Raw genomic sequence first — 25912 nt, forward strand, 5'->3', positions numbered from 1 at the left:
ATTAAAACGTCGTTCAAATATTAGTAAAACTCAGATTTTTGCCGTTTACGGCGGTTTCCTGTGGTTCTTGGCTATCTTGTATCGCAAACTAGCTCAACATTTAGTTTCATCGAGATAGATGGCGCCCGCGGCTCACTGCGGCGTCCAGCCCCTTATGAATTCCTCTTGGTGCCGGCGTGTCGCCGCAATTGTTTTGATCGCGGCGGGCGCTTTCCCCACCGAGCCTATCGCGCAGACCCCGCCAGATGCGGTGTTGCGCCCTGTGGATATTGAACGCAGACAAGAGCTGGAGCTGGACGCTCAGCGCGCCCGCGCGGCCGAGCGCCCGGACGTCATGTCCGCGGGCGGCCACGCCCACCCGGCCCAGCGGGATCTGCCTGATGAGACGCCGTGCTTCGTCATTCGCGATCTGTCCTGGGAGGACGCCGCGCCGTCCACGGCCGTGGCTGAGGCCGCTGGCGGCGCTATTACGGGCCGTTGCATCGGCGGGCAGGGTCTGCGCCGCTTGCAGGATTATCTGAACGGTCTGCTGATTCAAAACGGGCAAATCACGGCGCGGGTCGTCGTGCCTGAACAGTCTCTAGCTGCGGGGAAGCTGGCCTTGCGGTATTTGCCCGGCCGGATTTCCGGCGTGCAAGACGAAGGCGCCATCGGCTGGTGGCGCACCGCGATGCCGACCGGCCCCGGCGGCAATTTGAATCAGCGCGATCTGGATCAGGCGTTGGAGAACATACGCCGGCTTCGCGGCCAGTCCGACGCCGCCATCGACGTCGCGCCGGGCCCGGAACTGGGCGACTCCGACATCATCCTGCGCCCAGGCACCGGCAAACGCTGGCATGGATATGTGGGGGGCGACAACGGCGGCCTGGATGCCATCGGCAAGTATCAGGTCAACGCCGGGCTGACCCTGGATTCCCCTTTGTTCCTTTACGACCAGGTGTCCGTCGCGTGGAACAGCAACGCGCGCTGGCGCGACGCGGACTCCAACACGCGGGCGGCGTCCATCCACTACAGCATTCCGTTTGGCTACTGGGCCGTGTTTGCCAGCGCCAGCAAATCCACCTATCGCCAAAGCGTGGCCGGCTTCGTTGAGCCCATCGTCTACGGCGGCACGACGAAGCAGCTGCAAGCGGGCGTGTCGCTGGTGCCCTATCGCGGCGCTGACTACAAAGGCACGGCGACGCTCTCCGCACTGCGCAAACGCGTTGGCAGCACGCTGAACGATGAGCCTATTGATGTTCAACGCCGCGACGTCACCGGCTACGACTTCAGCGTGACGCACCGCCACTATCTGGGCCGCGCGGTGCTGGACGCGGGCGCAGGCGTGCGCGGCACCCTGACCGGCTTGTCCGACCAGCCCGGCTACGTCTACGGCAAGCCCGAGTGGAACGGCCGCAGCACTATCGTTGCCGCCAATGCCGGCCTGTACCTGCCGTTCCAAATGGCGGACCAACCCTGGGCCTATCACGTGAACTGGCAAATCCAGCATGCCAAGACGCCCGTGGTGCCCTCGGATTACTTCACCATCGGCAACCGCTACGCGGTGCGTGGTTTCGACGGACAGATGACCTTGGCGGCGGAAGACGGCTGGACGCTGCGCAATGACCTGTCGCTGGGCCTGGACAACCTGCTGGGTGCGGCCGGCCATCAACTGTATGCGGGCGTGGACGTGGGGCGCGTGGGCGGCGAATCCGCGCAATGGCTATCGGGGCGCACGTTGGCGGGAGCGGTCACCGGACTGCGCGGGCGCTTATCCCTTCCATACGTTCAAGCCAGCTACGACCTGTCTGCCGGCTGGCCGCTGAAAAAACCTGATTCATTAAAGACCGCCTCCACTGTCTACGCCGTTGCCGTGATGTTCGAGTTTTGACGCCGCGGCCTTGAGTCGCCGGCTTTCCTGATTGCTCTGCTCGACATCGCCCGTGGGCTTATGCCCGGGGCGCAACGGCTTACGCCGATGTCGGCCTTTTCGTTACCCGGGGTTGCATGATGTCCAAGCTTCGTTCGATGAGTGTCTGGTCCGTCATTTTCTTGCAGGTCTGGTCGCCAGTGCTGGCGCAGACTCTGCCGATCACGGTCGACAGAAGCGTGGCGGGCGCCAAACCTGCCGTGGGCGTGAGCAATGGGGTCCCGGTGATCAACATCGCGCCGCCCAGCGCCGGTGGCGTGTCGAACAACCGCTACACACACTTCAACGTGGGTCCGTCCGGCGCAGTGCTTAACAATAGCGGCGGCGCCAGCCAGACGGCGCTGGCGGGGCAGGTGGCAGGCAACACCATGCTGGGTAACCAGCGCGCAACCACCATCCTGAACCAGGTCACCGCGCCGAACCCCTCGCAATTGATGGGCGCGTTGGAAGTGGCCGGCCACCGCGCCAACGTCATCGTCGCCAACCCCGCCGGTATCACCTGCAACGGCTGCGGCTTCTTGAACGCCGACCGCGCCACGCTGACTACCGGGCGTCCGCAGATCGGTCCTGATGGGCGTATCGGTTTTGACATTGCATCGGGCAACATCCGCGTCGATGGCGCCGGGCTGAACGGCGCGAACCTTGGCCAGGTGGACCTGCTGGCTCGCACGTTGGAAATCAATGCAAGCGTGTGGGCCGATAGGCTCAACGTCACGGCCGGCGCCGCGCAGGTCAATTACGAAACGGGCGTTGTGTCCGCTCGAGCCGGACAAGGCGCTGCGCCCGAGGTGGCGCTGGACACAGCCGCGTTGGGCGGCATGTACGCCAACAGCATCCGGCTGATCGGCACCGAGTCCGGCGTAGGCGTGAACATTGGCGGCAATCTCGTGGCGCTGACGGGCGACCTGCACGTCGACGCGGCAGGAGACGTGCGTATTGCGTCCAGCGGCACCGTGCAGGCCGCGGGGGCGCTTCGGGTAGACAGCGGCCGGGACCTTGCCGTGCAGGGAATCGCGCAGGCCAAGGGCGCGGCCACGTTGACCGCGCTGCGCGATGCAACCATTTCGGGCGGGGTCGGGTCGGGCGGACCGTTAAGCGTGCAGGCGGGCAAGACGGTGATTGTCGGCGCGCAAGGCAGTTTGCGGTCGCAGGATGTGTTGAGAGTGGCCGCCGCCAAGGATCTGGTGCTGTCGGGTCACATGCTGATGGCGGATCAGAACATCAGCGCGTCGGCTGGACGCAATCTGAGGATGACGGGCTTGCCGGTTCCCGCCGTTCAGCCCGACGCGGGCGTAGCGAATGGCGGCGGCAATGATCCGGGCAACGGAAGTGGTAACGGCGGCAGCGGCGGCAACGGAAGTGGTAACGGCGGTAACGGCAGTAACGGTGGCAGCGGCGGCAATGGGGGGCCAGACAAGCCTGGAAACGGCGCAACGACAGGCGTCGCGGCATCCGGCAAGCAGGCAGGCGGCGCGTCGGAAACTCCCGGCGTTGTTTCTGCCAAGGCAGGCGTCTCGTTGCAAGCCGGGCGCGACCTGGTGTTGCCGCGGCAGGTCTACACGTCTGGCGCGTTGTTGGCACAGGCAGGCGCCAATATGGTTTCCGAAGCGGGCGCGCAGGCGCAGTCGGCAAACGGCACGACGATGCGCGCAGGCGCGGACGCCAATCTTGCGGGCGAGGCCTTGACGGATGGCGCACTGTCGATCGACGCGGCGCGAAACTTGCGCATCGAAGGCAGCGCGCTGGCCTACGGCGGCGGCCTGGATCTTAAGAGTGGAAACGATTTGCGGCTGGGCCAGGCCAGCCGCGCACAGGGCGAACGCATCGTGGTGGACGCCGGTGGCGATGTCCGCACGGGCGGTCAAATGGTGTCCCAGGGAACCGTCGAATTGAAGGCGGGCGGCAACGCCCTGCTGACGGGCGCGCTGAGCGGAAATCAAGGCGTGGGCGCGCGGGCGGCGGGCACGATGGCTGTCACCGGCACGGCCGACACCGCGCAAGGCGCACTGACGCTGACGTCGGGCGGCGGCCTGTCCATCGGCGACAAAGGCAGCGTACGGGCCGGCGGTCCGGTCACCTTGCGTTCCAAGGGCGACGTGAATGCGGCCGGCACGGTCTCATCCCTGGCTGCGCTGACGGTGCAGGCCGCGCGTGACGCCAAGGCCGGCGGAAAGCTATTGGCAGGCGGGCCGTTGCAGCTTCAGGCCGCGGGCAATGTCACGGTCAGCCAGGGCGCAAGCATCGACGCGGAACGCAGCGCGCTCGTCAAGGCGGGGCAAAACATGCTGATCGCTGGCGCGTTGCGCAGCAATGACGGCAATCGCATTGAAGCCAAGGGCGTGTTGCGTCTGGATGGCGAAACGTCTGCCGCCCAAGGCGGGCTGGAGATGCTGGCGGGCGGAGACCTGCTGGTCGGCAAGCAGGGCAAGGCAGTGGCTGGCGCGACGTTGCGTGGCGATAGCGGCGGCGTCCTGAGAATGGAGGGTGCGCTGTCCAGCAAGGGCGCGCAGACACTGGCGGCAGTGCGCGACATCGCCGTGGGCGGGCAACTGCTATCTGGCGACACGCTGTCATTACGCGCGGGCCAGGACTTGGGCATTCGCGCGGCCGCGCAGCTGCAATCGGCAACGAACATGGCCTTGAACGCAGGGCGGGACGCGGATCTGGCAGGTACGGCTACCAGCGACGGCGCGATTGCGGTTGCCGCCGCGCGCAACCTTTACACAAGCGGCGACGTATCCGCCGTGGGCCCGGCAGAACTCACGGCGGGCAGTCTGGCGATGCTCGGCGGCAGGCTTGGCGCCGATGGCCATCTGACGTTGCGGGCGGCGGGTGCGGCCCACGTCACCGGTGCATTCGAAGCCACCGGCAGCGCCGCCTTGGCTGGCGGTGGCGATGTCGGGCTGGCGGGTAGCCTGCGCAGCAACCTGGGCACGCAAGTGAACGCGGCGGGCAAACTGGATCTCACCGGCACGGTGGAAGCGGCGCGGGGCGCAGTGACCCTGGCGTCGGGCCGTGACTTGTCCATCGGCGCAAGCGGCCGGGTGAATGCGGCGGGGCCGGTGGCCTTGCTTGCCGGGGGGGCGTTGAGTGCAGCCGGCACGGTGTCGTCGTTGGCAGCCTTGACGGCGCAGGCGGCGCGCGACGCCACGGTCGACGGCAATCTGTTGGCGGGCGGAAACCTGTGGCTTCAAGCGACGGGCAACGTTGCGGCAGGCGCCAATGCGCGGCTGCAATCGGAAGGGGCCATGAACGTGCTTGCGGGTCAGAATCTGGCCTTGGCGGGCGACGCGCTGGCCAACGCGGGCGTCACCCTGGACGCGGGTAGCGACCTGCGCATCGATGGCGCGGCGCGGGCCTACGCGGGCGCGCTGACCTTGAATGCGGGCAAGGCGCTGCAACTGGGCGAGTCCAGCCAGACGCAGGGCCAGGGCATCGCGGCACAGGCGGGCAGCGATCTGCACGCGGCAGGCACGATGGGATCGCGCGGTGTGATCGATGTAGCGGCGGGCGGTGATGCGCGTGTGGACAGCACCGTGTCGGCAAGCGGCGACATATCGCTTGTCGCCAAGCGTGATCTCATCATGGGCCGGGCGGCGCAATGGGAAACCGAAGGCGCGTCGCGCGCGACGGCGGGCAACGATATAGCGATGTCTGGCGCATGGCGGGGCAACGGCGACATCACCGTCGCCGCCATCGGCGCGCTGACGATCAATGGCGAAATGGCGGCCAGCATTGGCGGCCTGGACTTGAGTTCGGGGCGCGGCCTGTCGGTTGGCGGCTTGGCGCGCATTGCAGCGGCCGGGGCCGCGCGGGCAAAGACGGACGGCGATCTGCATGTGGCGGGCAGGGTCAGCTCATTGAAGGCGTTGACCTTGCAGGCTGTGCGCAATCTGCGCGTAGATGGCGATGCGCTGGCCTACGGCGGCACGCTGGCTCTGAATACTGGCGACGACCTGCTGCTGGGCTCGGGCAGCCAGCTGCAAGGGCAGGGCGTTCACGTGAAGTCGGGGCGCGACCTTGTCGCCAATGGCGTGTTGGTGTCCAAGGGCAATGCGCAATTGCGGGCGGGCCGGGATGTTGTGGCAGACGGCAAGGTAGGCGTGGATGGCTCGCTGACTATGGCTGCCAAGAACGACGTGCGCGTCGGCGCGCCGGGGCAGTTGGAAGCATCCGAGAACACGCACATCCAGGCAACGGGCGTGGCGACAATCGCGGGCGCCGTTCGCGGCGATCGGGGCACATTGATACAGAGCGGCGGCGCCATGGCGCTGACAGGCACGGCGGCCTCGGCGAAGGGGGCGTTGCAGTTGATCGCCGGACGCGATATGACGCTGTCGTCTGACAGCCGATCGCTGGCGGGCGGGGCTTTGCTGGCGCGCGCGGGCGCGTCGCTCATGTCGGCCGGCACAATGTCATCACTGACTGATCTGGCTCTGGTTGGGGCGTCCAACATAACGCTGGCAGGCCAGAACCTGGCGGCGGGCTCGATCAGTGCAAAGGCCGGTGGCGTTTTGGCCGCCTTGGCGGGCTCGCGCGTGCAGGCGGATGGAACCGTCGCGATCCAGGCGCATAGCGCGGCATTGTCCGGCGCGCTTGTCGCCGGAAACTCGGTGCAGTTGCGCACGCAGCACGATTTGAAGGTCGACGGCGACGTGTTGGCGGATACGGGTACGCTTGCGGCCAGTAGCGGCGGCAATATGACGCTGGGCGGCGCAAGTGAACTGCAAGCGGGCGGCAAAGTGCTTGCAGAGTCGGGCGGGAAGCTGCTTGCCGCGGGCATTATTTCCAGCGAAGCCGACATTGCCCTGACCGCGGGTACGGACGCTGCATTGCACGGCAAGACGGTCGCCAACGGCGCTCTTGAAATCGATGCCGTCGGAAATCTGACGGTGGCCGCCAAGGCCCTGGCACAAGGCAGCCGCAAGTTGCTGATGGCTGCCGGGCAAGATTTGCATATTGCTGGCACGGCTGGCACGGCTGGCACGGCGAGCACTGCAAACGGCGCGGACGCCAGGGCCGGCATGGGCGGCATGCTGCGCGCGCAGGCCGGCGGCGACCTGGTCATCACAGACACGGGTACGGTTACCGCAGGTTCCCCCGTCGTGTTGAAGGCGGATCGCAACATCCACATTGACGGCATCGCAACGGCTCTGGCGGGCGCGCTGCAAGCGGATGCCGGCGCCAAGCTGCAAGTGGGCGCGGCGGGCAGGATGCAATCTTCCCACGGCCTTGCCGCAAGCGCGGGCGCCGATCTGGATACCGACGGCGTCATTGCCGCTGGCGGCGGCCTCACGCTGGCTGCGGGCGGTAGCGCCCGATTGGGCGGCGTTGTGGCGGCGTTGGGCGAGCGCGCGGCAGGTGATGCGCTGATCTCCGCACAGCATGACTTGGTCGTGAAGCAAGGCGGGCAAGTCCAGGCCGCGGGGGCGCTGAGCGCACGCGCGGGTCAAGACCTGACCACCGTGGGCGCATTGAGTTCGGTCGCTGACATGGCGTTGGCCGCGGCGCGCGATGTGCGAGTGGACGGCGCCGCGGCATCCGATGCGAACCTGACTTTGACCGGACGTGACGTAAGCGTCGCCGCATCGAGCCTTGCGCAAGCAGGGCGCGCGCTTTCCGCCACCGCGCAAGGCGTGCTGCATGCGGCCGGGCGCATGTTGGCCGGACATTCGCAAGCGCTGATCTCGGGCAAGGACTTGACGGTGGACGGCACGGTTGCCGCGCTCAATGGCGACCTGACGCTGAATTCGCGGCAAGGCGATCTGGCATTCGGCGCGGCATCGGCCTTACAGGCCAGCGGCGCGTTGACAGCCGATGCCGGCGCTGCGTTGCGTGTGCAGGGCTCCCTGGCCGCAGGTCAGAGCATGACCTTGCGCGCGGGCGCCGACGCCACGCTTGGCGGCATCGCCGCAACCCAGGCAGGTGACCTGAACGCCAGCGCGGCGGGCGATCTGGCCATTGCGAAAGATGGCCGTCTTCAAGCAGCCAGCGTGCTGAACCTGGACGCGGGCGGCGCCCTCACCAACGCGGGCGTTGTGTCTGCCCGGCAAGATGCTCGCGCAAGTGCGGGCGCGACGTTGCTGAATCAGGGTTCGGTCCTGGCGGGTGGCGACGTGCGCGTCACCACGCCGGACGTGCTGACCAACGCCGGCCGCTTCGTGGCCGGCATGGACGGCGACGGCGTCCTCAACCAGCCCGGCAGCCTGAAGCTGACGGCGGGCGGCATCATCCATCACGGCACGAGCCTGGCCGGCAAAGACCTGACGCTTACCGCAGGCCGACTGGACCTTGCGCGCGGCACGCTGTCCGCATTGGGCAACGTAACGCTCGCCACGCCGGGCGAAATCGACACGCGCAATGCGGTCGTGCAAGGCGGCGGCCTGGCGATCACTGCCGACAATCTGCACAACCAGGCAGGCAAATTGACCTCGACGGGCGCTGCGGCCTTGACCTTGGCGGGCAAGCTCGACAACACCGACGGGCTGATCGCCGCGGCGGGCGGCTTGAACATTGTGGCCGCCACGGTCGTCAACCGCGCTGGCACGTTGGCTGGCGGCGATGTGTTGCTCAAGGCAGAAGGCGCGCTCGACAACCGCGCCGGTCTGATCCAGGCCGATAACGCACTGACATTGACGTCGTCCTCGCTGGATAACAGCGCCACGCTGACAGCGGAACGTGCAGCACCGAAGGGCGTGTTGGGCAAGGTGATCGCCGTGGTGGCGGACCGCGTCAACAACCAAGGTGGCTCGATCCAGGCGGCCAAGGACCTGACCCTGACCACGCGGGAACTGGATAACCAGGGCGGCGAGGTGGCCGCGCAGGGCAACGCGCGCATCGTGGCCGACACGTTGAAAAACGGCGAAGGCAAGCTGCTGGCGGGCAACGGCCTGACCGTCATCGCGCAGGTATTGCACGGCCTGGGCACACTGCAATCGGCGGGCGATCTTACCTTTCAATATGCGGGTGCGTTGAACCAGACGGGCGACCTTTCCAGTGGCCGCGACATGCACTTGTCGTTGGGCGGTGCGCTGCACAACAGCGCCACGATCAGCGCCGGGCGTGACTTGAGCATCAACGCGGACTCGCTCGTCAACCAGGCGAGCGGCCAGCTTTTGGCCGGCGGCGCCAATACGCTAAACGTGGCGCAGGGCTTGACCAATGCAGGGCTGATCGATGGCGCCGCCACGCACATCAATGCCGGTCGCGTGGATAACCTTGCCCGACTCTACGGAGACAAAGTCGCGGTCCAGACGCATACGCTAGTGAATAGCGCCGGCGCCGTCATCGCGTCTCGAGGCGCCATGGATCTGGCCGCCGCGACGCTCGTGAATCGCGAGCACGCGCTGGTCTATGCCGGGGCGGATCTTGCCATCGGCGGCACGCTGGATGCCGGCGGCAATGCGTCAGGGCAGGCAGGGTCGCTGCTGAACTCGGGTTCCACCATCGAAGCGGCGGGCGATGTCCGCATTTCGGCGGCGTCGCTGATAAACCAAAACGCCGGCTACACCAGCCACACCGTGCAGGTTGCGTCGCAGTCGAAGGTGTACTTCACACCGGCCGGCAGTACCGACATGTATGACGCCGAGACGCACTGGTTGTGCGACGAGGTCACGCCCCAGTGCAGCAAGGACCCGGCTTGGCTGGACGATGACCCCGAGCGCATGTTCCTGCTGCCGTCCGACAAGTATCCGGCGGCGCGCTACGGCCCGCCGTTCGACTACACGCCCGGCGGAAAACGCAAGGCGGGCGTCAGTTCGCCAATTGCACTGGCCTATACGCCGGCCGACGTCGCGTGTAGCGGCGGCGACGCGGGCGGCGGATGCTGGGACGTGCCCGAATGGTTCGGCTATGACACCGGCGCGCGCATCTGGTCGGTGTTCGGTGTTACGCCGCCAACGGGCTCCTTGCCTGTGTGGGTCCCTCCGGAAGCGCCCTGCTTTACCACCAGCCCCGCGTGTCTTGCAGAAGCCGCGCGCCGCAAGGCCTTTGAAGCGGCCTATGCCGCCTACACGGAGCCCTACAAGACCCTGGACGCGCGCATCCGCGCATTCAACGCCGATTTCAGCAACCGGCTGGTTGGCACGCTGACGTATTACCAGGTCAACGAAACGGTCACCGAGACTCGCACGCTGTCGTCTGACCCGGGCAAGATCCTGTCCGGCGGCGCCATGACGTTGGCCGGTTCGGTCACCAACGACAAGAGCCAGATTGCTGCGGGCGGGGCGCTCAATGTGGCGGGCCCGGCCATCAACAACATCGGCGCGGGCGGACAACGCATCGTGACGCGCCAAGGCACGGCCACGGTTTCGCAGGCGCGCTCTAAGGACCGCAAGGAATACTCCAGCCCGTACACCGCCACTCTGGCTGGACAGTCCATCGAACTTCCCGTGGGCACCTCGGGCGGACACGCGAGCGTCGCGCTAGACGGCTCGGCGCCCGGCACCACGGGCGTCGGTAAGCCGGGACCCGTACTAGTCGCCAGCCTGGATTTGCCCAGTGGAGAGGTTGTCCGCACGGTGTCGAACCCGGCCAGCATCCCGGATAACCAGCTCTTTGCGGTGGACAGGCGCCCCGACGCGCCTTACATCGTCGCCACCGATTCGCGCTTCATCGGCCAACGCCCCACCGTGTCCAGCGACTATCTGTTCGACCTGCTGCGCCAGCCGGATGCGCTGCCGGGAACCACAGTGGCGGGCGGGGCAGGTGCCGGGCTTGCCGGTCCACATGCCGACAAGCCAGTCGAGCCCAGCCATGTCCAGGCGACCATCGGCAAGGGAGCCGTCACGACGCAGGGGCCGGCAGGCCCTGAATTAGGCGCCGGTTCGAGCGTAGACGCGCAGCGTCTTGACGTCCCGGCGGCGTCTGCGGCGGGCAGCGTGTTGGCCAATGGCGGCGCTGTGACGGACAACGCCGTGCAAGGCGGCAAGACGCTGGCCGGCTGGGACGCTCTGGTTCCGCCGGGCGCCAAGTTCCTAACGCCTTCGGGTCAACCCAAACGCCTGGGTGACGGATTCTACGAGCAAAAGCTCGTATCTGATCAAATCCTGGCGACGACCGGTCAGCGATTCCTGGGCCGCTTCAGCGACAACGACAGCCAGTACAAGGCCTTGATGGCCGAAGGCGCCACATTCGCCCGCGACCACAACGTCCAGGTGGGCGTTGCGCTGACTGAAGCCCAACAACGCCAGCTGACCCGCGATCTGGTGTGGCTGGTGGCCGAAACGGTCACCTTGCCTGATGGCAGTCCCGAAACCGTATTGGTCCCCAAGGTCTACCTGGTCGTGCGAAAAGGCGACCTGAAGGGCGACGGCACATTGATGGCTGGCCGAGACGTCAAGCTGACGGCAGACGGCGGCATCACCAACAGCGGCACCGTCGGCGCGCGCCACGCCACCGTCATGAGCGCCTCCAATATCGTCAACCAGGCCGGCAGCCTGATCCAGGGCGCCACGGTGGATCTTGCCGCGCGCACCGATCTGACCAGCCTGGTGTCGCTGATCAAGGGAGATACCGTCGCGTTGAAAGCGGGGCGCGATATTGCGCTGACCTCCACATCGGCGTCGGAAAATAACGGCGCGACATGGGGTTCGTACATGTCAGGCGTGTCGCGCGTGGACGCTGGCAACCTCAGCATGCAGGCGGGACGCGATGTCACCCTGACGGCGGCGCAGGTCAGCGCCAAGGACGGCGTGCGAGTGCAAGCGGGCCGCGATATCAATCTGGCCACGCTCGAGGAAAGCCACGGCGAATCGCTGGTTCTGAATAAGAAGAACCGGCATGACCTCGCCACAAGCAAGGAGATCGGTTCAAGCATTGCGGCTGACGGGAATGTCACGTTGATTGCTGGGCAGGACGTCAACGCGCGCGTGGCTGATGTCTCGGCCGGCAAAAAACTGGGCGTCGCGGCGGGCCGCGATATCAACATCGGCGCGGGAGAAGCCTCGGCATCTGCGCGCGACGAGGTGCATTTCAAGACCAAGGGTTTCCTATCCAGCAAGACCACACATTCGGTCGACTCGCAGGCTAAGACACAAACCCAGGGTTCAATCTTCAGCGGTGACGATGTCGTGCTTCGGGCCGGACGGGACGTTTCGCTGAACGCTTCAAACGTCCTTGCCGGCGGTGAGCTTATCGCCGATGCTGGCCGCGATCTGTCGGTGACGGCGGGAACGAATACTTACGGGGAAAGCCATTCCGAGCGCGTGAAGAAAAGCGGTCTTTCCACAGGCGGCCTGGGAATTTCGTACAAGCGCAGCGATGCGCAATCGTTGCAGACCGTCGATGGAGTGACTCAGAGCGACGCACGTAGTCTTCTGGGTACTTCGGGCGGCGACGTCATTCTGACGGCGGGACGAAATGTCGTGATCGCAGGTAGCGATGTGGTCGCGGGCAGGGCCGCGGGCGATATCGCCGGGAACACGGGCAACATCGACATCCAAGGACAGAACGTGGCCATCGTGGCGGGCCGCGACGTCGAAAACACGCACAGCGAGTATTCACTGAAGGAAAGCAGCTTTGGCGTGTCCGCTGTCGGAACGCTGATGGACAGTTTCAAGAACCTGTCCGCTGCCGGTTCCAGCAAAGCCAAAGCGCAAGAGCTCGCCCACAGCGGGGCCGCGATGCCTGGCGTGTCGTTCTCGCATAGCAGCAGCAAGAGCAGCGGGTCGTACGATTCGTCTAGTCAGGTCGGTAGCGGTGCCTCACTTAGCGCCGCTGGCGATATCGTGATCCGCGCCACCGGCAACGGCTCGCGTGATGCCTCGGGCCGTGCACGGGATGGCGACGTTCTGATCTCCGGGTCCAGCCTGCGTGCTCAAGGTGGGGTCGTGCTGGATGCTCAGCGCGATATCTCCGTCGTTGGCTCCGACAACCATCAGACCAAGACCAGCCAGGAGTCGAGCAAGCGCAGCAGCTTCGAGTTGGGGGGCATGAGTCTGGGCGACATCGGACGGGCAATTGATGGGGGCCCGAACTCCAGCGGGGTCAAAGTTTTCCCCTATGGCAGCGAATCGGCGAAGTCCAATGAGTTGTCCTCGGGCACGGGACAGACGTCATCGCTCATCACGGGCAACAGCGTCCATCTGAACAGCCGCGGCGGAGATATCCGAATCGCCGGGTCGGCGATCGACGCCGTCAACAACGTAGGCCTAATGGCCAAGCGCGGCTCGATCTCCATCGACACGGGCAACGCGACGCGCGACCACAGCAGCAGCTATAGCAATCAGACGGTGGGCGATCTGGGGCGCGAAGGCAGCGGCTTCAGCGTGGGTTCGCGCAGCAGCAGCGGCAGCCTGGATGAACGCAGCAGCACGCCCAGCGCGGCCGGCAGCACCGTCACCAGTCCTCGTGGCGACGTCTCTATCGTTGCCACGGAGGATGTGCTGGTTCGTGGAAGCGACATTCGCGCGGGCCGCGACGTGCTGGTGGGCGGGCAGACGGTCACTATCGACGGCAGCTACGACACCAGCGCGTATCGCCAGTTCCAGGAGACCAGCCAGATCGGCGTCACCATCAGCGCCAGCAATCCCGTTGTGAGCGCGGTGCAAAGCACCAACCGCATGCGCGAGGCGGCACAACAGACAAACAATGGCCGCCTGCAGGCAATCGCTGCGGTCGCGGCGGGCTTGGCGGCAAAGAATGCCTACGATGCCGTGGCCAAAGACCCGTCGAAGGTTGGCGGCATCAACGTCAACGTCGATGTCGGCGCCAGCAGCGCCAGCCAGACCCGCAGCGGGCAAAGCCGTACAGCAAGCGGCGCCGCCATCGCGGCTGGCCGCGACTTGACGATCATTGCAGCGGGCAAGGCAGAGCAATCTAACATCGCCGTGGCTGGCTCCGACCTGGCTGCGGGCCGCAACGTTCTGCTGGACGCACAAGGCGACATCCTGCTCACGGCCCAGCGGAATACCACCAGCCAGACGACCGACGGCAAGAGCAGCAACGCCAGTATCGGCGTGGGCTTTTCGATCGGTGGAACCCAGAACGGCGTCAGCATCAACCTGGCGGCGGGCGGCAGCAAGAGCAAGGGCGATGGCCAGGATACGACGTGGAACAACACGCATGTCCAGGCTGGCGGCAACCTGACCTTGAACTCCGGCGGCGACACGGTCTTGCGCGGCGCGCAGGCCAGCGCTGACCGGATTCTGGCGACGGTAGGCGGCAACCTCGTTATTGAAAGCCTGCAGGACATTAACAAATACACCGCGCGCGACCGCAGCGCCGGCGTGCAGGTGAGCCTGTGCATACCGCCGCTGTGCTACGGCGCCAGTTCGGTCAGCGGCAACTACGGCCACACCAAGATCAACAGCCAATACGCCAGCGTGACGGAGCAGACGGGCCTGTGGGCGGGCGACGGCGGCTTCCAGCTTGATGTGGCAAATAACACCGGACTGATCGGTGGCGTCATTGCCAGCAGTGACAAGGCGGTTGCCGATGGCAAGAACGTCCTGATCACCGGCACCCTCACCAGCCGCGACGTCGAAAACCGTGCCAGCTACGACGGGCAATCCATTCAATTGGGCGGAGGCGTGAGCTTTGGCGGCGGTAAGGACGGCGGCAAAGACAAGAGCAATATCGGCACCGACGGCAAGGGTGAGGTCGCGGGTGGAAGCAAGGCGACACCAAACTCGAACCTGCCCAGCGCCAATGGCATCAGTATGGGTGTGCCCGTTGTCATGGGCGCCAGCGGCCAGTCCAGCTCCACCACGCTTGCGGGTATCAGCGGCGGAACGGTCGTCATTCGCGATGAGGCGGAACAAAAGGCATTGACGGGGCAAACGGCGGCCGAGGCGATCGCCGGACTAAACCGCGACACCAAGAACACGTTGAACAGCCTGAACCCGATTTTTAATGAGAAGGAGATCAGGGCCGGGTTTGAGATCGTAGGGGAAGCTGGCCGTCAGGTCGGGCAATTTTTGACGAATCGGGCGCAGGAAACGCAAAACGCGAAGGAGCGTTCCGAAGACAAATCGCTTTCCTATGCGGAGCGTGCCAAAGCGGCGCAGGAATATGCCGACCTTGAAAGTAAATGGGGCGCTCAAGGAAGCTATAGCCAGTGGGGGACCATCATCCTGGGCGCTGCGAGTGGCAACGTCATGGGAGGCACGGGGCAATTCATTCAGGCCGCCACGGTGAACTACCTGCAGACGCTGGGCGCGGCCAAAATTAAGGAAATCAGTGGTGCGCTGGGCGGGGAAGGTTCCGTCGGGCATGCCGCGCTACATGCGGTGCTGGGTTGTGCCGGAGCGGCCGCGCAAGGTGCGTCTTGCGGTGCTGGTGGGGCCGGCGCGCTTTCCGGCGTGGTCTTGAGCAAACTGCTGGATAGCATTGATGATGTCAATCGCAAGAAGCTGACGCCTGAGGAGGAACAAGCGCGCGTTAACTTGATAAGCAGCATTGTCGCTGGCATTGCCGCATCGGTTGATTCGACGGCTGCCGTGCCCGCAGCAGTCGCGGCGCGGATAGAGGTGGAGAACAACAGCCTTTATAAGAATCGCGATAAGGTCGCTCGCATGAAGGCAGACGTGACAGCGAAAGCGATCGCCACGTGCGTCAATGACAATATTTGCTTGCAAGTGGAGTTCGATCGAGCCGACAAGATGGCGGCTGCGTATGACGTGGCACTCACGCTGAGCCACTACCCGCAACTGAGCAAGGAAAAGGCCGACACACTTGCGCAAGCCGTGCTCGATCTGGCCCCGGGGGTGTCAAACGCTAGCGCGTTGTATGAGCTTGTGACGGGTAAGACGGCGACAGGGGATGAGGCGAATCGTTACTTTGCTGCGATTGGTCTGGTGCCGGTGCTTGGTGGCATTATTAAGAAGGGCGGCCAAGCAGTGCACGTGTTTGCCGAGGCAGACAAGGCAGTTGATGCGGCGAAGGTGGGGGGGAAAGCACCGCCTGCTGACGTAACTTGGCAACCTAAAGAATATGTTGATATTCTTTCCCCGGATACCAAGAATCATATTTTGTATGGCGACGGTCCTGGAAGCGGTGGGCATTTGTGGCCAGGGCAACCGGGGAAAACAGTGTTTCCCGAAAGTTGGTCAGCGGAAAAAATCATCCATGAGATTAGTGATGTAGCAACTTCGCCAAATACGCGGTGGTATGCGCAGTCCGGCACCGGCGGGCTCTACACCAAAGCTGGCGATCCCGCCCGGTGGGTTGCATGGGACGTCAGGGACGGAATTCGAATGCGGGTAGTTTACGAGCCTGCGAGCGGAAAAGTAATAACCGCTTTTCCCGATAATAATCCTGTGCCGGCATTGAGGCCAATAAAGCCGTGAGGTGGTTGCTATGGATTTAAACGATAGAATTAAGTTGTTGGGTGAGAAATTAAAAAATAGGATAGATGCAGATTTGGTTGATTATGCTTTAGGTTTTATTGATAAAAACGAAAATGTTCTGGCGTTAGAAACCCTGTGCGATCAAATTGGGGATATGGAAATCTCGATAACCCCGGAAGAGTATTCTCAAATAGTCGGGCTGGTGGCGGATCTAAGGTTAAAAATGACGAATAGATATTTATATATAAATCCCAATAGATAAAAGCTAGTGTAGATTTTATTCATGAGTCAATAGGAATTTTTTCGATTTAAAGTGCTCGGCTATATTTTCCAATGCGCCCACAGTCATGATCGTAGTCTGACGCTTTAAGCGCCGGGCTGACGCTCACCGCCAGCAAGCCCGAGGCTGGCACCGCGCAGACCGGGGTGCGTATGGTGGATGCCGCGCGCAACACGGATAATGCTGCGTTCGCGCAAAATACGGATAGCAAGAGCAGCAGCGCTGGCATTGGCATCTGCTATTCGCTTGGTGGCCAGCAGACTAGCTTCACCCTCGAACTGGGTGCGTCGGTCAACCGGGGCAACGCCAATTGCCGCGATGAAGCCTGGACGAACAGCAACATAACGGCTTGCAACGAGCTGGCGTTGAAGTCGGGCGGAGATACCACGCTTAAAGGAGCAGGGGGCAGTGCCGATCAGATCATCGCGTCGGTAGGGGGCAACCTGCTGTTAGAGAGCTTGCGGGATAGTAGCCAGTACAACTCCAAGATCAAGAGCGCGGGCTTCGGCCTGACTCTTTGCATCCGTCGCATTGCGTGGGCTCGAGCAGTGTCTCGGCCAACGCTAGCGCCCGCAAGATGAACAGCGACTTCAAGACGGCCACTGAACAGACGGGCTTGTGGGCAGGCGACAGCGGCTTTCTGATCGACGTTAAGACAACACGACGTTTATCGGCAGCGTCATCGCCAGCAGCGACCACGCGGGTGGTTGACGGCTTTAACAAGTTGACGACGGGCTTTGCTGCTGAAGCAAAGTTAATTGGTCACCTGAAAAGCACGGCGTTAAATTTGGGGCAAAGTCATCAGCCGAGTATTTGCAGGTGGGTAAGGAAATTATGCAAAGCGGGGATAAATTTCAGTATCTATGCAAAGGCGAAATGCGAACTGGCTACGTTCAGTCTATGGGTAACTCGTCCCGTGGAGATGCGAAATATGGATTTGTAGGAACTAATTCTGATGGTGCTATCACTACAATTCGTGTGGAACGTGGTAAGAGTTTTTGGAAGATGTTGAATGGCAACCCCGCAGACAAAACCATAAGGCCTGTACCATGATTTGCTCAGTGCTTGTTGATGCCATCAGTCCTGAAGTTGAGGAGGAGGTTTCGATTGTTGTCTGTGGTCAGCGGCTTACCTGCTTTGCAAGCTATCTTCCCTATCGGCTTGAGGTGGGGGGAATGTATCAGGCAGAGTTATTACCCATGGTTTTTGATGAATATATTGTTCAAGAAATTTCTCATGCTGAACCGGCGGTCGTTAGAGAAGGATCAGGCTATTCATGCAGAATTATCGGCGAGCTGAGGGATGGCTGTTTGCGCTGTGGTGGGTTGACTTTCTGTGATGAGATTCTGCTGGCGGATTTCGGTTTTCTTGAGGGAAAGCTGATTTCATGGAAAATCGATAGGTTAGATATTTCGTTTGTCTGAGTTTTCTTTGGTGCAAAAGCAATTGGCGGCGCTGCCGGAAAGGTAGATGATCGAGCTACTAGTGGCTTAAGTTCAGCGTCAAACCTTCCAAGTGGAATAGGTCTTGGTGGTTGCAGCGTCAGTTTAAGTGCAGACGACATCCCGCTATGGCCTTGCCGATAAAAATAAGGGGTCAGATAGCATTTTCATGCTGGCTATCGCCGAAAAAATGAGTTTGATGTTTTACTTTGCATTTTCAGCCGTTCCCCGGAAATGTAGTCTGACACCTTTTTTCATGCCCTTCGTCAGGCGGCTAATCCATTTAATGGGAAATCGTAGTCTAGCCGCGACTTGACGACCATCGTAGTGGGCAAGGCAGAACTATCTAACGTCGTCGTTGCTGGCTGCGACCTGGCCGCGGGCCCCAACATTCTGCTGGACGCGCAAGGTGACATCCTGCTCACGGCCCAGCAGAACACCGCCAGCCAGAAGACCGACGGCAAGAGCAGTAAGCGCACCGTGATGCGGCGTTGCCTCCGGTCTGAATGTGACGGAGCAGTTCAAGGTAAAGTTTTCCCAATATTATTATTAATATTTTCGATAATCGGCGTGTGCTGTCGCGCCCTCAGGCGAAGTTTGGCGAAATTCACGTTTCAGATGCCCAGCGAATGAAAGGGCTGGACTATGAGAACCACGAGTTCAAGAAGCTGTAGGCTGAATCGATGCTAGAAAAACCTGTACTTCAGGACCTTCTGAGCCGAAGAAAGCAGCAAGCCCGCAGGCCAAGCGTTAAGCGGCCAGCACGTTGATGACCGAGCGCAGCATGGATATCACGCGGGCCTGAGGGCCGATAGGCATCCATCGTTGGCAGTTCGCATATGAAAGTAGGTGCACCGGTGATGGGTAATGCCCCTTAAGATCCCCGCCGATACAACGCCAGCGTCCCCGCCAGCCCAATCATCAGCCCCCCACACACCCGATTCAGCCAGCGCAGTCCCGACCCCTGAAACGCCCGAACCAGTTGCGCGCCCAGGGCCGCATAAACCAGCATCGTCAATATATTGATGGTGGCCAGCACCGCCGCCACGATGGCGTATTGCATTAACAGCGGCGCTTGCGGGTTAATGAATTGCGGCAGGAACGCGGACATAAACAACAGTGCTTTGGGATTGGTCAGCGCTACCAGAAAGCTGCGCATGCCCAGCGCCAACCCGACCGGCCGCCCGGTGCTTGCCAAGGCTGTTGACGGCAAGACCAGCGCCGAATCCGACCGCAGCATCTTCCAGCCCAGATATGCCAGATACGCCGCGCCCGCCCATTTAATAATCTGAAAGGCGACTTCTGACGCCGCCAGCACGACGCCCAGGCCAGACGCCACCGCACCGACCAATATCAAATCGGCCAGGACCGCACCCGCCATGCCCCAACTGGCGGCGCGCACGCCGTGGCGCGAGCCGTTGCTCATGGCCAGCAGGGTGGTGGGGCCCGGCGTCACGATGGCGACGGCCGAAGCCAGGATGAAAAGCAGCAGCGTGGCGGTGGTCATAACGGGCTCCCGGGGCAGCGGCAAGTTTGACGCGCGGGCCGCCATTCGTCCAGGTGCGGCTACCATATCGGTCTTATCCTTTGAATTCCCACCATGTCCACGCGTTCCGACTCCCCAAATCTTGCCCCCCCGCTTTCCTCCGTTCTTCTTTCCAGCGCGGGGGTGGTCGAGGGCGTGCTGGACGGCCGTTCCTTGACGGACGCGTTGACCGACGTCAGTTCCGCCCTGCGTCCGGCCACGCAGGCCGTGTCTTTCCACGCGATGCGTTATCTGGGCTGGGCTGATGCCGTTGGCCGCGAACTGGTGCAGCGCTATCCCAGCGTGTTGTTTGAATCGCTGCTGCTGGTGTCCTTGACCTTGCTGAAAGAAGAGGGCGACGCCGCCGCGGCGCTGCCCGGCATGCCGGTGTATGCGCCGCATACCGTGGTGGACCAGGCCGTGACGGCTGCCTCCAATACCCGCAGCCTGTCGTCCTTCAAGGGCATGCTGAATGCGTGCCTGCGCCGTTTCCTGCGGGAACGTGCCGCGCTTGAGGCCGCCGTAGCCGACAGCCCCGAGGCGCAATGGAACCATCCCGGCTGGTGGGTGAAGCAGTTGGGCGTGGCTTATCCGCAGCAATGGCGCGAGATCCTGGAATCCGCCAATGTGCCGGCGCCGTTGACGCTGCGCGTGAACCGCCGCCGCGCGACCCGCGAACAGGTGCTGGCCGCTTTTCAGGCGGCAGGGCTGGCGGCGGAGCCGGTGGGCCAGTCTGGCCTGGTGCTGGGCAGCCCCAAGCCTGTGGCCCAGTTGCCCGGCTTTGCCGAAGGCTGGTGGTCGGTGCAGGATGCGGGCGCGCAGTTGGCGGCCGAACTGCTGGCCCCGGCTGACGGCATGCGCGTGCTGGACGCCTGCGCGGCGCCCGGCGGCAAGACGGCGCATCTGCTGGAACTGGCCGACATTGATCTGGTGGCGCTGGATGCCGACGGCGAACGCCTTGAGCGCGTCGAAGAAAACCTGGGTCGCCTGGGTCTGGCTGGCAACCGTGTGCAGTTGCAAGCGGCCGATGCCGCCGATCTGGACGCCTGGTGGGACGGCAAGCCCTTTGATGCGGTGCTGGCGGACGTGCCCTGCACGGCCTCGGGCATCGTGCGCCGGCATCCCGACATCCGCTGGTTGCGCCGTGAAAACGACGTGCGCCGCACCGCCACGCTGCAAGCCAAGATTCTGGATTCGCTGTGGCAAACCGTCGCGCCTGGCGGCCGGCTGCTGTATGTGACGTGCTCGGTGTTCCCGATCGAGGGCGCCCGCCAGGCGCTGGAATTCATGCAGCGCCATCCGGAAGCCCAGCGGCTGGAAGCGCCGGGCCAGTTGCTGCCAGTTGCGCTCAATGCAACACCCGCCGAGCAACATGACGGGTTTTTCTACGCCTTGTTTGCCAAGCAGTCCTGAATCACCAAGAATAGGGGCATGACGGTGTTTCGGTGTCGTATGTCCATTATTTCTCGCTTATTTCTTGGGTTGTTGCTGGTATCTGCCTTGCTTTCGTTAGTGCCGGGCGGCGAGGTTTATGGCGCCGAGCCCAAGGTCACCCGGGTCGAACCGGCCGTGCGTAACGGCAAGCTCGAGATCGACGCGGATATCGAATTCGAATTGAACCAGCAGTTGCGGGACGCCGCCCAGCGCGGCGTCCCGCTCTATTTCACTGCTGACCTCACCATGACGCGCGAGCGCTGGTGGTGGTTCGACAAGTCCTTAGTGGACACCTCGCGCACGTGGCGGGTGGTCTACAACGCCCTGACCCGGCAATGGCGCGCGGGCGTGGGCGAACTGTCTTTCCCCGTGGCTTCGCTGGATGACGCAATGAGCGTCATCCGCCATATCCGCAACTGGCCGGTGGCGGATGCCGCTGATTTTGACGAAGGGGTGCTGTATGGCGGCCAATTGCGCTTGCGTCTGGACACCTCGCTCTTGCCCCGGCCGTTCCAGGTCAACGCCTTGAATAGCAGCTCGTGGGCGCAGGGGACTCCCTGGATGGACTTCTCGTTCATGCTGAGCGACAAGGAGAAAGATCCCTCATGAGGCTGTTGCTTCGGCTGGCCCTGATGGTGGGTGCCGTAAGCGGCCTGGCGTTGCTGGGCTTGCTGGCATGGTCCACGGGCAATGCCTCGCGCTTTGCGCGGTATTACGACACGCTGCTGGTGTTGAACGGCATCTTCGCCCTGGCGCTGTTTGTCTGGGTGGTGGCGCTGACGGTGCGGCTGGCCCGGCAGATCCGGCGCCGGCAGTTCGGCGCGCGCCTGACTGCGCGATTTTCACTGGCTTTTGCGCTGATCGGCGTCGTTCCGGGCGCCCTGATCTACACCGTGTCGGTGCAGTTCATGTCGCGATCCATCGAATCCTGGTTCAACGTGCGGGTCGACACGGCGCTGGAAGCCGGCCTGAACCTGGGCCGCGCGGCGCTGGATTCGCTGCTGGCCGACCTGGATGCGCGCGCCCGGTCGATGGCGATGGAGCTGAACCGCAGCACTGACAGCGGCGTAACGCTGGCCCTGACCCGCTTGCGCGAAGCCAATGGCGTACAAGAGGCCATGGTGTTCACGGGCAGCGGCCGCATGATCGCGTTTTCGACCAGCCAGTACGGGCAGTTGCTGCCCGCGATGCCGCCGTCGACCGTGATGAACCAGTTGCGGCTCGCGCGCGGCTATTCGGCGGCCGAAGCCGACGACCCGGTCACGCCGGGCGCCGAGGGCGGCCTGCATCTGCGGGTGGTGATCCCCCTGACTGGCCCGGACCGTTACGACAATCTGCTGGGCGCGGCATCTGAACCGCGCTGGCTGCAACTGCTGCAACCCGTGCCAGAACAAATTGCGCACAACGCCAATCTGGTGCAACAAGGTTTCCGTGATTATCAGGAGCTTGCGTTATCCCGCTTAGGGCTGCGCAAGCTTTACGGCATTACGCTGACGCTGGCGCTGCTGCTGGCCGCATTCGGCGCCATCGCCGTGGCGTTGTCGCTGTCCAAGCGGCTGGTGCGTCCGCTGCTCAGCCTGGCGGGCGGTACGCAGGCAGTGGGTGTGGGCGATTACCGGCCGCTGCCAGAACCCCCGGAACGCGACGAAGTTGGCCAGCTGACGCGCTCGTTCAACGCCATGACGCGCCAGTTGGACGAGGCGCGGCGGATGGTCGAAAGCAATCGCCAGCAGCTGGAGCGGTCGAACGTTTATCTGGAAAGCGTGCTGTCGAACCTGTCATCGGGCGTGCTGGTGTTTGACGAGTCGTTCCGTGTGACCACCGTCAACCAGGGCGCCCAGACCATTTTGGGCGTGGACCTGCGTTCGGTAATTGGCCGGCCGCTGGAAACCGTGGACGGCATGCTTGAATTCGCCAACATCGTCCGGCAGGCGTTTTCGACGCATGCGGCGGTGGGCTCCGAGCGCCAGCACTGGCAGCAGCAGTTTGAAATCAGCCCGGCCCAGGGTGATGCGCCTGCCGCGCCGCACCCGCTGACCTTGCTGGCCCGCGGCACCCATTTGCGGGTGGATGGGCGCGGCAACGGGTATCTGGTGGTGTTCGATGACATCACCGAAGTGATCTCGGCCAACCGGACCGTGGCCTGGGGCGAAGTGGCGCGCCGGCTGGCGCACGAAATCAAAAACCCGCTGACGCCGATTCAGCTGTCAGCCGAACGCCTGGCCATGAAGCTGGAGGGCAAGCTGCAACCGGCCGAGGCCCAGATCGTCACGCGGTCCACGAACACCATCGTGAATCAGGTGGCGTCGCTCAAGCAGATGGTGGACGATTTCCGCGAATACGCCCGCACGCCGCCGGCCGTCATGCAGCGCATAGATTTCAACGCGCTGGTGGCCGATGTGCTGTCTCTATATGGCTGGGAGCCCGATGGCGCGGCGTCGCGCCATGTGGGCAAGGCGCTGAACCTGGACGTGAAGCTGGAGCCGGGTCTGCCCGAGATTGAAGGCGATCCCACCCAGTTGCGCCAGGTCATTCACAACCTGCTGTCTAATGCCCGCGACGCGATTGCCGAGCTGGGCGGCGAGGGCCGGGTCAGCGTCACAACCCAGTTAATGCGCAGCGAACAGCCCGACCGGGCCGACCAGCAGGCACTGAGATTTACCGTTGCCGACACCGGGCCGGGCTTTCCGGCGCAGGTGATGCAGCGCGCGTTCGAGCCCTACGTAACCACAAAGTCCCACGGGACTGGGTTAGGATTGGCAATCGTACGCAAGATTGTGGAAGAGCATGGCGGACGTATCGACCTTGCCAACCGCAAGGAAGGAGGCGCGCGGATTTCCATCTTGTTGACCCGGCTGGCTCCCGGGACAGACACTATGGACGCGACCGCGCAAGAAAAGGATAATGCGGCTACGCAATAGGTGGATGCTTTATGGCCAGAATTCTGGTGGTTGACGACGAAGTCGGTATACGCGAGCTTTTGTCGGAGATCCTTTACGACGAAGGACACACGGTCGAACTGGCCGAAAACGCGGCGCAAGCACGCGCCGCACGCCTTCGCATGCGTCCTGATCTGGTGTTGCTGGACATCTGGATGCCCGACACCGATGGCGTGAGTCTGCTGAAAGAGTGGGGCTCGCAAGGCCTGCTCGACATGCCGGTGATCATGATGAGCGGCCACGCCACCATCGATACCGCAGTCGAAGCGACGCGCATTGGCGCCATGGATTTCCTGGAAAAACCGATCACGCTGCAACGTCTCTTGAAGACCGTTGCCGCGGGTTTGGCGCGCGGCCGCGCGCCGCACCCGGCGCCGGTTGCCGCACATCCTGCCGCCGCCAGCGCCACCGTGGCGCTTGAAGACGAGCTTGATCCCCCCGTGCTGACGACGGCGCCCGCTAATGACGCGCCGGTGGCGTCCAACGGGCAACTGGGCAGCATTTCGCTGGATCAGCCGCTGCGGGAAGCGCGCGACGAGTTCGAACGCATCTATTTTGAATACCACCTGGTCCGCGAAAGCCACAGCATGACGCGTGTGTCGGAACGCACCGGGCTGGAACGTACTCACCTCTACCGCAAGCTCAAGCAATTGGGCATCGAGTCGGCGCGCAAGCGCAGCACATGAAAATCCTGATCATGGGCGCTGGTCGCGTAGGCACCAGCGTGGCCGAAAACCTGGTGTCCGAGGAAAACGACATCACCGTGGTGGATTCTGATCCCACGCAGTTGCAGTACCTGCAAGAACACTTCGACTTGCGGGTCGTCCATGGCGACGGCTCGCAAGTGTCGGTGCTGGAAGCCGCTGGCGCGGCCGATACCGACCTGTTCATCGCCTGTGCGGCCTCTGACGCCGCCAACATGGTGGCGTGCAAGATCGCCCGCCAACTGTTCAACATCCCCCGCCGCATTGCCCGCATCCGCTCCGCCGAATTTCCGGAACACCCGGAATTGATGAGCGAAGACGGCTTCTGCATCGACGCGCTGATCAGCCCCGAACGCAGCGTCACGACCTATCTGCACAGCCTGATCGAATTCCCCGAGGCCTTGCAGGTCGTCGAATTCGCTGAAGGCCGCATCAGCGTTGTCACCGTGCGGGTCGGCCATGGCAGCCCGATGGCGCATTCGCCCGTCGACAAACTGCGAGATGTCTGGCCCGACGTGAAGGCGCGCGTGATCGACGTCTTGCGCGGCGGACGCCCGCTGCGGGCGGGCAGCGGCACCGTGATCGCTCCGGGCGACGAGGTCGTGCTGGTGGTGGATTCGCGCGATGCGCGCCGCGCCGTGCGGCAGTTGCGCGACGCCGAGCGCGCCGTGCGCCGGGTGATGATCGCCGGCGGCGGCAATATCGGCCTGCGTCTGGCGCGCCAGCTGGCCGAAGAAAAGTACAGCGTCCGCATCATCGAGCGCGACCTGAAGCGTTGCGAATACCTGGCGACCCAGTTGCCCGACAGCGTGCTGGTGCTGCATGGCAGCGGCACGGACGAGGCCCTGCTGGAACGCGAAAACATCGAAGACATGGATACCTGGCTGGCCCTGACCAGCGACGACGAAGACAACATCATGTCGTCGTTGCTGGCCAAGCGGCTGGGCGCCCGCAAGGTGATCGCGCTGATCAACCGGCAGGCGTATGGCGAGCTGATGCAGGGCAGCCATATCGACATCGCCGTATCGCCGTCGCAGGCGACGATGAGCGAACTGCTGCGCCATGTGCGGCGCGGCGACGTGGCCGCCGTGCACCGCCTGCGCCAAGGCGTGGCGGAAGCGTTGGAAGCCATCGCCCACGGCGACCGCTCCACCTCCAAGGTAGTGGGCCGGCCGGTTGGCCAGATCAGCCTGCCCAAGGGCGCCAGCATCGGCGCCCTGGTCCGGGGTGACGAAATCATCCTGCCCGACGCCGACACCGTTATCGAAACGGACGACCACGTGATCGTCTTCGTGCCCTCGCGCCGGCAGATGCCGCGCGTGGAAAAGCTGTTTCAAGTCTCGGCGTCCTTCTTCTGATGCGCGCCGTTCCCATGCTCCGTTGCGGGCCAC

Annotated in this window: 13 protein-coding genes; 12 read left to right on the plus strand and 1 reads right to left on the minus strand. The window is 63.5% G+C overall.

Features of this window, described 5'->3' with window-relative positions; all coding sequences use genetic code 11:
- The first annotated feature begins 154 nt into the window (after positions 1-154).
- From ACFZAI_RS01490 to ACFZAI_RS01520, 7 genes are all read left to right on the plus strand, one after another.
- A complete protein-coding gene (locus ACFZAI_RS01490; RefSeq protein WP_391565254.1) occupies positions 155-1870 on the plus strand; it encodes a ShlB/FhaC/HecB family hemolysin secretion/activation protein in 1716 nt (571 codons plus the stop codon).
- 116 nt (positions 1871-1986) lie between these two features.
- Complete coding sequence (locus ACFZAI_RS01495) at positions 1987-16197, plus strand: hemagglutinin repeat-containing protein (RefSeq protein WP_391565255.1); 14211 nt, start codon at positions 1987-1989, stop codon at positions 16195-16197.
- Between the two features lie 10 nt (positions 16198-16207).
- A complete protein-coding gene (locus ACFZAI_RS01500; RefSeq protein ID WP_391565256.1) occupies positions 16208-16459 on the plus strand; it encodes a MafI family immunity protein in 252 nt (83 codons plus the stop codon).
- Between the two features lie 170 nt (positions 16460-16629).
- Positions 16630-17058, plus strand: coding sequence for a hemagglutinin repeat-containing protein (locus ACFZAI_RS01505; protein WP_391565257.1), 429 nt, complete (start codon positions 16630-16632; stop codon positions 17056-17058).
- A complete protein-coding gene (locus tag ACFZAI_RS01510) occupies positions 17055-17420 on the plus strand; it encodes a hypothetical protein (RefSeq protein ID WP_391565258.1) in 366 nt (121 codons plus the stop codon). Before ACFZAI_RS01505 ends, ACFZAI_RS01510 begins: the two co-directional genes overlap by 4 nt.
- 55 nt (positions 17421-17475) lie before the next feature.
- Entirely contained in the window at positions 17476-17901 is a 426-nt protein-coding gene (locus ACFZAI_RS01515) for a hypothetical protein (protein ID WP_391565259.1), read from the plus strand.
- A gap of 330 nt (positions 17902-18231) precedes the next feature.
- A complete protein-coding gene (locus ACFZAI_RS01520) occupies positions 18232-18552 on the plus strand; it encodes a hypothetical protein (protein WP_391565260.1) in 321 nt (106 codons plus the stop codon).
- Positions 18553-18793: 241 nt separating this feature from the next.
- Here the strand turns inward: ACFZAI_RS01520 and ACFZAI_RS01525 are convergent, their stop codons facing one another.
- The gene (locus ACFZAI_RS01525) at positions 18794-19426 is read right to left on the minus strand and encodes a LysE family translocator (protein WP_391565261.1); all 633 of its coding nucleotides are present in this window, start codon (positions 19424-19426) and stop codon (positions 18794-18796) included.
- Positions 19427-19519: 93 nt separating this feature from the next.
- Here ACFZAI_RS01525 and rsmB point away from each other — a divergent pair, with 93 nt between their 5' ends.
- The 5 genes from rsmB to trkA are packed head-to-tail and all read left to right on the plus strand — an operon-like array spanning position 19520 to position 25879.
- Positions 19520-20857 carry a 16S rRNA (cytosine(967)-C(5))-methyltransferase RsmB gene (gene rsmB / locus ACFZAI_RS01530; protein WP_391565262.1) on the plus strand — a complete coding sequence of 446 codons (1338 nt, stop codon included), beginning with the start codon at positions 19520-19522 and terminating at the stop codon, positions 20855-20857.
- Positions 20858-20896: 39 nt separating this feature from the next.
- Entirely contained in the window at positions 20897-21487 is a 591-nt protein-coding gene (locus ACFZAI_RS01535; protein ID WP_391565263.1) for a DUF4390 domain-containing protein, read from the plus strand.
- Positions 21484-23799 carry an ATP-binding protein gene (locus ACFZAI_RS01540; RefSeq protein ID WP_391565264.1) on the plus strand — a complete coding sequence of 772 codons (2316 nt, stop codon included), beginning with the start codon at positions 21484-21486 and terminating at the stop codon, positions 23797-23799. Before ACFZAI_RS01535 ends, ACFZAI_RS01540 begins: the two co-directional genes overlap by 4 nt.
- An 11-nt stretch (positions 23800-23810) precedes the next feature.
- Positions 23811-24503, plus strand: coding sequence for a response regulator (locus ACFZAI_RS01545; RefSeq protein ID WP_391565265.1), 693 nt, complete (start codon positions 23811-23813; stop codon positions 24501-24503).
- Positions 24500-25879 (plus strand): Trk system potassium transporter TrkA, encoded by a 1380-nt coding sequence (gene trkA / locus ACFZAI_RS01550; RefSeq protein WP_391565266.1) that lies wholly within the window; start codon positions 24500-24502, stop codon positions 25877-25879. The genes ACFZAI_RS01545 and trkA overlap by 4 nt, the downstream gene beginning before the upstream one ends.
- The last annotated feature ends 33 nt before the right edge of the window (positions 25880-25912 follow it).

This window comes from Achromobacter sp. NPDC008082, from assembly GCF_042957345.1.
GTDB classification, from domain to species: domain Bacteria; phylum Pseudomonadota; class Gammaproteobacteria; order Burkholderiales; family Burkholderiaceae_B; genus Achromobacter; species Achromobacter kerstersii_A.